Genomic DNA, 429 nt, shown 5'->3' on the forward strand with positions numbered 1-429 from the left:
CGTCAGGGTGGCACCTTCGGCGGGTACTGCTACCTGGGTGGTTACTACCCCAGCACTGATTTGGGCGGCGGTTAAGACTATGGTCTGGGGGGTGGTGCCATCGGTGATGGTCAGGCTATCCCCGGCTACGGCATTTCCTGGTAGCGCCACCGATACATCTACTAGCCCATTCAATTCCCCACCATTGATGAACCCATCATTGTTGGCATCTTCCGTAATCGTTACAACTGGGGCACTCGGTGCGGTGGTATCTAGTACGGCACTATCACTACCATTGGCTCCTTGGTTGCCGGCAATATCCGTCACAAAGGCGCTCACCGTCAGGGTGGCACCTTCGGCGGGTACTGCTACCTGGGTGGTTACTACCCCAGCACTGATTTGGGCGGCGGTTAAGACTATGGTCTGGGGGGTGGTGCCATCGGTGATGGT

At 57.3% G+C, this 429-nt stretch carries 1 protein-coding gene; it reads right to left on the minus strand.

All coding sequences use genetic code 11. The features are described from left to right. The coding region (locus ACLNEE_RS16990) for a hypothetical protein (protein ID WP_412007464.1) at positions 1 to 429 on the minus strand (429 nt) is incomplete at both ends.

Origin of the sequence: Aphanothece stagnina RSMan2012 (assembly GCF_046764815.1) — a bacterium.
GTDB lineage: Bacteria > Cyanobacteriota > Cyanobacteriia > PCC-6307 > Cyanobiaceae > NIES-981.